Raw genomic sequence first — 1,122 nt, forward strand, 5'->3', positions numbered from 1 at the left:
CTATCTGCCCATCGAACTGGTCGAGAAACGGCAGGTCGCCACCGAAGAGCCCGGCATGGGCCTGTCCAGGCGCGAATTCGGCGTGCTGGAACTTTTGGCCGAAGGGATGCCGAACCGGGAAATCGGCGCGGCCCTGACGCTGGCCGAGCCGACGGTGAAGATGCATGTCAAATCCATCTGCAAGAAACTGGGCGTCAGCAACCGCACACAGGCCGTGATCGCCGCCCGGGACCGCAAACTGATCTGAGGAACCATGACCAAGCCCCCCGTCATCGTCTTTGCCGGCGCGGTCTATCCCGGCCAGTTCGGCGCGCTATGCGACTATCTGCGCAAGACCGGAATGGCCGAAACCTATTTCCTGACCACCCCCGGCCACCGGGAAAAGCACAAGGACAAGGGCGCGCATATCCTTGCCTTCACCCCTGATGGCAAGATCGTGGGGGATACGCATTATTACTATACCGCCAAGCTGGAACGCTCGGCGCGCATCGGCCGGGGCCTGCTGAACGCACTGCTTGCCTTTGAGGAACAGCGCCGCATTGACGTGCTGGTGACCCATTCGCTTTGGGGTGCGCCGCATTTTCTGTATGATGAGATCGGCGCCGCCATCGTCAGCTATATCGAATTTCCCAGCTACCGCGCCCATGGCTGGGATCCGGCCTATCCGCCCGACCGCGCCCAGCGGATGAGCGACAAGAACATCGAGATGATGCATTTTCATCAGGCGCTGCGCAGCGATCTGGTGATCTGCCCCAGCCATCACGCCAAGCGCATGTTCCCGCCTGCCCTGCAGGGCAATATCGAGGTGCAGCTTGAAGGGCTGGACTTCGGCCCGCCGCTGATCCGGCCCGAGGGCGGACCTTTCACCATCGGATTCACCGCGCGCGACCTGTCCAGTGCCAAAGGGTTCGACCGCTTTGTCGAGATTGCCGACCGCCTGATCCGCGCGGGCGTCGAGGCGCGGTTCATCGCGCTTGGCGACAGCAGCGGCTCGACCTATGGCTATGAACAGCAATGGGTGCAGCGCAGATATGGCGGCGAGGTGCCGGATTTCTGCGCCCATCTGATGCGCGACTATCCGGCGGTGGCAAAGGGGCTCGAACTGCCGGGGAAGCTGCCTTA

General features: G+C 62.6%; 2 protein-coding genes. Both read left to right on the forward strand.

All coding sequences use genetic code 11. From position 1 onward, the window contains the following. Nucleotides 1-247, forward strand: a 247-nt coding sequence (locus tag JL811_RS19840) for a response regulator transcription factor (protein WP_202690430.1), incomplete at its 5' end; no start/stop codon positions are given. 6 nt (nt 248-253) lie between these two features. After that, nucleotides 254-1,122: glycosyl transferase family 1 (locus JL811_RS19845; protein WP_202690431.1), on the forward strand; the 869-nt coding region annotated here is incomplete at its 3' end.

Source organism: Szabonella alba (assembly GCF_016765775.1).
Classification (GTDB): domain Bacteria; phylum Pseudomonadota; class Alphaproteobacteria; order Rhodobacterales; family Rhodobacteraceae; genus Szabonella; species Szabonella alba.